Origin of the sequence: Mesorhizobium sp. LSJC285A00 (assembly GCF_000503155.1) — a bacterium.
GTDB lineage: Bacteria > Pseudomonadota > Alphaproteobacteria > Rhizobiales > Rhizobiaceae > Mesorhizobium.
This window is the reverse complement of sequence record NZ_AYVK01000034.1, coordinates 66539-74741: the sequence shown is the minus strand read 5'-3', so window position 1 is coordinate 74741 and position 8203 is coordinate 66539. Positions and strand designations below refer to the sequence as shown.

At 62.1% G+C, this 8203-nt stretch carries 8 protein-coding genes; 1 reads left to right on the top strand and 7 read right to left on the bottom strand.

Annotated features, from left to right (window positions below; translation table 11 throughout):
• The 5 genes from X726_RS0136045 to mnmE form a co-directional block, all read right to left on the bottom strand.
• A partial coding sequence (locus tag X726_RS0136045) for a ParB/RepB/Spo0J family partition protein (RefSeq protein ID WP_031215301.1) occupies positions 1–284 on the bottom strand: 284 nt, incomplete at its 3' end.
• A 61-nt stretch (positions 285–345) separates the two neighbouring features.
• A complete protein-coding gene (locus X726_RS145040; protein WP_023672118.1) occupies positions 346–1143 on the bottom strand; it encodes a ParA family protein in 798 nt (265 codons plus the stop codon).
• 65 nt (positions 1144–1208) lie between these two features.
• Complete coding sequence (gene rsmG / locus X726_RS145045) at positions 1209–1841, bottom strand: 16S rRNA (guanine(527)-N(7))-methyltransferase RsmG (protein WP_023672117.1); 633 nt, start codon at positions 1839–1841, stop codon at positions 1209–1211.
• Positions 1838–3712, bottom strand: a complete 1875-nt coding sequence (gene mnmG / locus X726_RS145050) for a tRNA uridine-5-carboxymethylaminomethyl(34) synthesis enzyme MnmG (RefSeq protein ID WP_023672116.1) — start codon at positions 3710–3712, stop codon at positions 1838–1840. The genes rsmG and mnmG overlap by 4 nt, the downstream gene beginning before the upstream one ends.
• Positions 3713–4042: 330 nt before the next feature.
• Positions 4043–5365 (bottom strand): tRNA uridine-5-carboxymethylaminomethyl(34) synthesis GTPase MnmE, encoded by a 1323-nt coding sequence (gene mnmE, locus X726_RS145055; RefSeq protein ID WP_023672115.1) that lies wholly within the window; start codon positions 5363–5365, stop codon positions 4043–4045.
• Between the two features lie 60 nt (positions 5366–5425).
• On the opposite strand from mnmE, the gene X726_RS1000000172460 reads away from it, so the two are divergent.
• The gene (locus tag X726_RS1000000172460; RefSeq protein ID WP_156941030.1) at positions 5426–5494 is read left to right on the top strand and encodes a DUF255 domain-containing protein; all 69 of its coding nucleotides are present in this window, start codon (positions 5426–5428) and stop codon (positions 5492–5494) included.
• A gap of 341 nt (positions 5495–5835) precedes the next feature.
• Here the strand turns inward: X726_RS1000000172460 and X726_RS145060 are convergent, their stop codons facing one another.
• Both X726_RS145060 and rho read right to left on the bottom strand, forming a co-directional pair.
• Positions 5836–6762 (bottom strand): EamA family transporter, encoded by a 927-nt coding sequence (locus tag X726_RS145060; protein ID WP_023672114.1) that lies wholly within the window; start codon positions 6760–6762, stop codon positions 5836–5838.
• Between the two features lie 165 nt (positions 6763–6927).
• Positions 6928–8193, bottom strand: a complete 1266-nt coding sequence (gene rho, locus X726_RS145065; protein WP_023672113.1) for a transcription termination factor Rho — start codon at positions 8191–8193, stop codon at positions 6928–6930.
• Positions 8194–8203 lie beyond the last annotated feature (10 nt).

Below are 8203 nucleotides of genomic sequence, written 5' to 3'. Positions count from 1 at the left end.
CGCTCGCCGGCGATGATCTCGTAGCGCCCGGCCTGCGTCGGCGAAGGCCGCGCCACCACCGGCTGCACGACGCCATGTTCGCGGATCGATTGCGCGAGATCCGTCAGATCGGCGTCGCCGAAATGCCGGCGCGGGTTTTTCGGGTTCGGGCTCAGAAACTCGATCGGCACCTTGCCGTCGGCATTCAGGCCTGGCTTTTCGGCCGCTGCCACCGGGCGGTCGATCTCCCCGATCAGCGCCGCCAGTCCACGCCCCAGTCTCTTTCTCGAAAGGTCTTCGCTCATCTCAATTCCAGATTCTTGATCGTTTCGGTGCCGGATCGCTTTGTTTATCGACCCTGCCTAATCATGCAGCGCGCAATTTTCGCTCGCGGCGGATCACTTCGGATGCCAATTGGAGATAGGCTTGGCTGCCGGAGCATTTCAGGTCGTAGAGGATCGCCGGCTTGCCATAGGAGGGCGCCTCGGACACTCGCACATTCCTAGGAATGATGGTCTCGTAGACCTTGTCGCCCATATGTGCCCGCACGTCCTGAACCACCTGGTTGGCGAGGTTGTTGCGGCCGTCATACATGGTCAGCACGATGCCCTGGATGATCAAGTCCGGATTGATCGAACGGCGCACCTGCTCCACCGTTTCCAGGAGTTGGCTTAGCCCTTCCAGCGCGAAGAACTCGCACTGCAGCGGCACAAGAACAGAATCGGCTGCCGCCATTGAATTCAAAGTCAAAAGGTTGAGCGAGGGCGGGCAGTCGATCAGCACATAGCCGAACGGCGCACCGCGCTCGGTGGCGGCGCGCAGCGCGTTGCGCAGCTTAAGCACGCGATCCGGCGCCGAGGCGATTTCCATCTCGATGCCGAGCAGATCGAGCGTCGACGGCACGATCGACAGGCCGGGCACCGCCGTTGGAATGGCCGCCTCTTCCAGGCCCAGTTCGCCGGTCAGCACATCGTACGAGGAGACGGTGCGGTCCTTGCGGTCGATACCGAGACCCGTCGAGGCATTGCCTTGCGGGTCGAGATCGACGATCAGCACCTTTTCGCCGATCGCGGCCAGCGCCGTGGCCAGATTGATGGCGGTGGTTGTCTTGCCGACGCCGCCCTTCTGGTTGGCGACGGTGATGATGCGAGGTCCGGTTTTCATGGGTCTGTGCCAGGTATTCATGTGGGCCAGGTATTCATTGCGTCGCCAAGGTTGCGAAGGAGAGCTTACGCAGTCTGCAGATCGGTCACTTCGAGGATGACGCCATGGGCGTCGGTCATGCTCGGATGTTCTACCAGATCGAAAGCCCAGCGGTGAGTGCTTTCTTCCACCTCGGAGCGGTAATCCCGGCCTTTGTGGAACAGCGCCCGCGATCCCTTGGTCAGCCACGGCGCCGACAGATCGAGCAGCGCCGGCAGCGCGGCCAGCGCCCGCGCCGTGATGATTTCCGGTGCGGAAACAAGCGCATAGCTGTCGTCGATGCGCCGCGCGACAACCCGCGCCGGCAAACCGAACTGGCCTATCATCGCTTGCAGAAAGGACGCTTTCTTGCGGTTGCTCTCGACCAGATCGATCGATGCGCCGTCGCGCTCGACCAGCAGGAAAGCCAGCACCAGGCCCGGAAAACCGCCGCCCGAACCGAGATCGGCCCAGTGTTTGGCCTGCGGGGCGATTCGCGCCAGTTGCGCGCTATCCAGAATGTGGCGGCCCCAGACATCGTCCAGCGTCGACGGCGCGGCCAGATTGATGCTTCGGTTCCATTTCAGGAACAGCTTTTCGAACGCCACCAGGCGATCGAATGTTTCACGTGAAACCGGTCCCGCAGCCTCTTGCAGGCTCGCCCATGAGGCAGCGCTCACGCAACGGCCCTTTGGGCGGCCGATTCGGCGTTGCGAACGTGCGCGACGATGATGGCCAGCGCCGCCGGCGTCATGCCTTCCATACGCTGCGCGTCAGCGATCGACCGGGGCTGACGCGCTAGCATCTTCTGCTTCAGCTCATTGGACAGGCCAGGAACATCGGCGAAATCCACCGACGCCGGGATCAGCCGGCTTTCCTCGTGGCGGATTTGTGCGACATCTGCCTGCTGGCGATCGAGGTAAACCGAATATTTCGCTTCCGTTTCGAGCCGCTCAGAGGTTTTGACGTCGATTGCGCCAAAGGCCGGCGCAACACGGGCCAGCCAAGCTATATTGACGCCGGGATAAGCGAGCAATTCGTAGGCGGAGCGGCGCACGCCGTCCCTGTTGATCTCCAGCCCATGCCGCGCTGCTTCGTTGGGCGTCATCGTTGTCGCAGCTGCGAGTTCGCGCGCCCTATCAAGATCCTGTGTGACTTGATTGAACCGCCGCGTTCGCTCCGGCGACACGATACCCAGCCGATTTGCCAGAGGCGTAAGCCTTTCATCGGCATTGTCGGCGCGCAGCGATAGGCGAAACTCCGCCCGCGAAGTGAACATGCGGTAGGGCTCGGCAATGCCGCGGCTGGTGAGGTCGTCGACCATCACACCGATATAGGCTTCGGTGCGGCTGAGCACGATTTGGTCGTCGGCCGCCGCCTTGCGCGCGGCGTTGAGCCCGGCGAGCAGGCCCTGCGCTCCGGCTTCTTCATAACCGGTGGTGCCGTTGATCTGACCGGCGAGGAAAAGCCCCGCAATACGTTTGGTCTCAAGCGTCGGCTCCAACTCGCGCGGATCGACATGGTCGTATTCGATGGCGTAGCCGGGCTGCAGCATGGTCGCGCGTTCCAGGCCCGGGATCGTCTTCAGAATGTCGAGCTGGACGTCTTCGGGCAGGGAGGTCGAGATGCCATTGGGGTAGACGGTGTCATCGTCCAGCCCTTCCGGCTCCAGGAATATCTGATGACCTTCTCGATCGCCGAACTTGACGATCTTGTCTTCGATCGACGGGCAGTAACGTGGACCTACGCCTTCGATCGAGCCGGAATACATGGCGGAGCGGCCGAGATTGGCGCGGATCAGCGCGTGCGTCGCCGGCGTCGTACGCGTAATACCGCAATGGATTTGCGGATTCTTGATTGTGTCGGTGAGCAGCGAGAACGGCACTGGATGTTCGTCGGCCGCCTGGCTTTCCAGCGACGCCCAGTCGATGGTGCGGCCATCGAGCCGCGGCGGCGTGCCGGTCTTCAGCCGTCCAAGCGCGAAACCGGCGCGGCTCATCGTCGCCGACAGGCCAAGGCTCGCCTGCTCGTTCATCCGCCCGGCGACAATCTTCCTGTCGCCAATGTGGATGAGGCCGCGAAGAAAGGTGCCGGTGGTCAGCACCACGGCGCCGCACGCCAACCGGCGCCCGCCGGCCAGGCGCACAGCGGCGACCCGTCCATCCACGATGTCGAAGTCCAGAACCTCGCCTTCGACGACGTCGAGACCGTTCTGCTGCCGAATCGCTTCCTGCATGGCCAGCCGATACAGCTTGCGGTCGGCCTGCGTGCGCGGCCCGCGCACGGCAGGGCCTTTGCGGCGATTGAGCAGGCGGAATTGGATGCCGGCAGCATCGGCGATGCGGCCCATCAGCCCGTCCATGGCGTCGATCTCACGCACCAGATGGCCCTTCCCGAGGCCGCCGATCGCTGGATTGCAGGACATGACACCGATCGTGTCGAAGCGCAGCGTCACCAGCGCGGTCCTGGCGCCGGCGCGCGCGGCAGCGCTCGCAGCCTCGCACCCGGCATGGCCACCGCCTACCACAACCACGTCATAGTGATCGATCATTGTCCCTTCCAGATTCAGAGATTTCCCGACACATGTCCCCACGAGAGGACGCTGTCAAGGATTGCAGGTTGATTCGTTCACGTGGACCGGAGTGCTGAAAGCCGCAGAGGTGTTTCACGTGAGTCATGGAAGCGGCGAAGCCTCGTTTGGCGCTGCCCCTTATCTATCTTCCGGCATCTTCTCCCCATGAACGGGGACAATGAGGGGCGGTGCAGGCTTTCGGCCACTTGCCCTTTTGCCAACCGTCTCGTTTCACGTGAAACGCACTTGGGCGGCCCCTATGTTTCACGTGAGTCACTCATACCAGCGCCCCGTCATGTTTCACGTGAGTCACTTTCCAATGCAAAACTGCGAAAAGATCACGTCCAGCAGGTCCTCGACATCCACCGCGCCGACAATCCGGCCAAGTCGGTCCGCCGCAAGACGCAGCTCCTCCGCCCGTAGCTCCTGGCCGCACTCTTGCCCCGACAAAGCCGAGATCAGAAAGCGCCTGGTCTCATTGAGCAGCTCCACATGCCGCAACCGAGACGGCAGGATGTCACCGGCATCGCCGATAGCAGCCGCGGCGCGCCTGCCGATCTCAGCCAGCAGTTCAGCCAAACCAGTGCCGTCCACCGTCGATATCAACGCATCATACGCCTCTGATCGCGGCGAACCTTTCAAGAGATCGACCTTGGTGCCGATTCTCAAAGCCGGGGCGTCAACAGGCATGTTGCCGATCGCAGTAGGGTCCGCCAGATCTTCCAGCAACAGCACCAGGTCAGCCGTATGCGCCTTGGCCCGCGCCTTTTCGATACCGATCGCTTCGATCTTGCCGGGCGACTCGCGCAGGCCCGCGGTGTCGGTTACCCTGACCCGCACTCCGTGGAGATCCAGCACCACTTCGAGCAAGTCCCGCGTCGTGCCGGGCTCGTCGGTAACAATCGCCGCCTCACGCCTGGCCAGCGCGTTGAACAGGCTGGATTTGCCGGCGTTCGGTGCACCGAGGATGACAACCTCAAACCCGTCACGGATGATCTCGGCGGCATGGAAGCCATCGACATGCCGGCCGATCTCGCCCACCATTGCGCGCACGTCGGACCAAACCGTGTCCGAAACCGAACCGGGCACGTCGTCTTCGTCGGCGAAGTCGATTTCCGCCTCGATCATCGCCCGTGCATGGATCAGCCGACGGCGCCAGCCAAGATAGAGTTCGCTTTGCACTCCTTCGGCATTCTGCACGGCAAAGCGCCGCTGCGCTTCGGTTTCGGCGTTGACCAGATCGGCCAACGCCTCCGTCTCGACCAGATCCAGCTTGCCGTTGAGAAGAGCCCGGCGCGTAAATTCACCAGGTTCCGCATGACGCACGCCGTCAAACCCGGCAATGATCTCCAGCATCTTGCTGGCGACGGCGCGGCCGCCATGGACGTGGAACTCGGCGACATCCTCGCCGGTAAAACTGTTCGGCCCCGGAAAAAACAGCACCAGGCCGTTGTCGATAAGCGACCCGTCCACTGTTCGGAGCTTGCGCAGGGTCGCAACCCGGTCCTTGATCATGCCGTCGGCAACCGTTTCGACAGCGAATCGAGTTCTTGGTCCGGAGATGCGGATGACAGCGATGCCGGCAGGCAGGCGGCCGCTGGACAGCGCAACAATCGAATCGCCTGAAATCATTTGCCCGTTCTCACCGGTCGCCTAGCTGTCCGGTCGACAATCCCACAGTATGCGGCCGTCATGAACCGGCTGTTCGTCAATATCAAGGTCGATCGCGAGGAGCGGCCGGGCATTACCAAATCTGTATAGCCGCCTTGTCATCCATGTGCGAGCAGGCGGGTCCTAATTCCGACGCCAAGCAGTTCTGGGCGGGCCAGCAAGCCCTACGCAGGCCGCATCGTTAACGCTTGTGCCTGGCCCCGAGCCGTGAAGCTGGATCCTTCGCCCCGACAGGCAAGCTTCGTTCCGGCTGCGAATCAGAATCCCGACCCGCGTCACGCCGATATTGTCGCCCCGATCGGAACGCATGCGAATCGATCGAACATTGGCCAGTGGCATCCGGCCGCCAACCGGCAGACCGGAGCTATGCACCGGCTATCCTGCCCGTGGCGCCGGATCCGTAGGAACCGAGCCGCTGTTGCGACGGCAGGTCAACCGGTGTTTCCGTCCAACGCCGAAGGAAGCGGCGTCGCATCAATGGATGGCGACCGCGGCCCGAACAGCAAATCCTTGGCCGCGACCACCGCTCCGACCGTGATCAGGATGCAAGCAACAGCCACCGACCAGTGAAACACACCAAAGCCTGCCAGCAGAAGCACGATGACCGAGAAGAGGGGCGCGGCATAGGAGAGGGCGCCGAGGATCATGATGTCCCCGTGCTTGCAGCCATAGTCCCAGGCGTAAAAGCCGGCGCCTAGCGGTATTACGCCCAAGATGACGATGGCGCTCCACTCCGTCGCCGTCTGTGCCCAGACGGTGGTCTCAAGGGTGAGGTGCAGCACCAAGGCGACCGCAGCCGTGATGAAGCAGTAACCGACGACCACATCGGTCGGCACCTTGCCAAAGCGGCGCGATAAAACCGAATAGCCGGCCCAGATGAAAGCGCAGAACAGCGAGATGACATGCCCCTTCATCACACCATTGGCCAGTCCGATCGTGCCGCCCTTGGTGATCACCACAATGGCGCCGGCAAGGCCGAGCATGACGCCGGCAATGTGATGGGCCCTCAGCTTTTCTCCAGGCAGGAAGGCGGCAAAGACGACGATCAGCAACGGCCAGAGATAGGCGATCAGGCTGACCTCGACCGGCGGCGCCGACTGGATGGCGAAGAAATAGGCGCAGTGGTAGATGCACAGCCCCGCTGTGCCGAGCGCCCAGACCTGCCACGGCTGGCGCAGCGACTTGATCGCCGCCGGACGGACAAGCCAGCTCGACGCGCCGACCAACCCGCCAAGCAGAAACGTCATCGCCGCCAGCTGAAAGGGCGGAATCGGTCCCGCCGCCGTCGAAAGCAGCGCCAGGAAGGACCATGTCAGGATGGCCGAGAAGCCGATCAGGGTCGGGATTGTTTTCTCCATGCGGCTTCCGATCTTCGAGACGCGATTACTCGCATGACGACAGCTGTGGAAATTGCCGCCAGGCCACGCCCTGTCGGAAATGCGACCTGTTTGCCCCCGCAATGAAAAACCCCGTCCCAGTTCCCGGAACGGGGCTTCAATGCGAAACGATGGCCGACGAGAAGCTTACGTGTTCATCGAATCGAAGAAATCGGCGTTGGTCTTGGTCTGCTTCAGCTTGTCGATCAGGAACTCGATCGCATCCGTGGTTCCCATCGGCGCCAGGATGCGGCGCAGGACGAAGATCTTCTGCAGATCCTGCTTGGAGACCAGCAGGTCTTCCTTGCGGGTGCCGGACTTCAAAATGTCCATGGCCGGGTAGATGCGCTTGTCGGCGACCTTGCGGTCGAGCTGGATTTCGCAGTTGCCGGTGCCCTTGAACTCTTCGAAGATGACTTCGTCCATGCGGCTGCCGGTGTCGATCAGCGCGGTGGCGATGATGGTCAGCGAGCCGCCTTCCTCGATGTTGCGGGCCGCGCCGAAGAAGCGCTTCGGCCGCTGCAGCGCGTTGGCGTCGACACCGCCGGTCAGCACCTTGCCGGAGGACGGCACGACGGTGTTGTAGGCACGGCCGAGGCGGGTGATCGAATCGAGCAGAATAACGACGTCGCGGCCATGCTCGACCAGGCGCTTGGCCTTTTCGATGACCATTTCGGCGACCTGGACGTGGCGCACCGCCGGTTCGTCAAAGGTCGAGGACACGACCTCGCCCTTCACCGAACGCTGCATGTCGGTCACTTCTTCTGGCCGTTCGTCGATCAGAAGTACGATCAGATAGCATTCCGGATGATTGGCCGTGATCGAGTGGGCGATATTCTGCATCAGCACCGTTTTACCGGTACGCGGCTGCGCGTTGATGAGCGCGCGCTGTCCCTTGCCGATCGGCGCCACCAGGTCGATCACCCGCGACGAGATGTCCTTGCCGGTCGGATTGTCGATCTCCATCTTCAGCCGCTTGGTCGGATAGAGCGGCGTCAGATTGTCGAAATGGATCTTGTGACGGATCTTTTCGGGATCGTCGAAATTGATCGTGTTGACCTTGAGAAGGGCGAAATAGCGCTCGCCCTCTTTTGGGCTGCGGATCGGCCCTTCGACGGTATCGCCGGTCTTCAAGGAGAAGCGGCGGATCTGCGAGGGCGAGATGTAGATATCGTCGGGACCCGGGAGATAATTGGCGTTGGCTGAGCGCAGGAAGCCGAAACCGTCCTGCAACAACTCGACCACACCATCGCCGATGATCTCGACGTCCTGGGCGGCCAGTTTCTTCAGGATGGCAAACATCAGTTCCTGCTTGCGCATGACGCTGGCGTTTTCCACTTCGAGCGATTCGGCATAGGCGATCAGCTCTGGCGGCTTCTTGTTCTTGAACTCTGCGAGTTTCATTTCTTGCATAGACGGACTC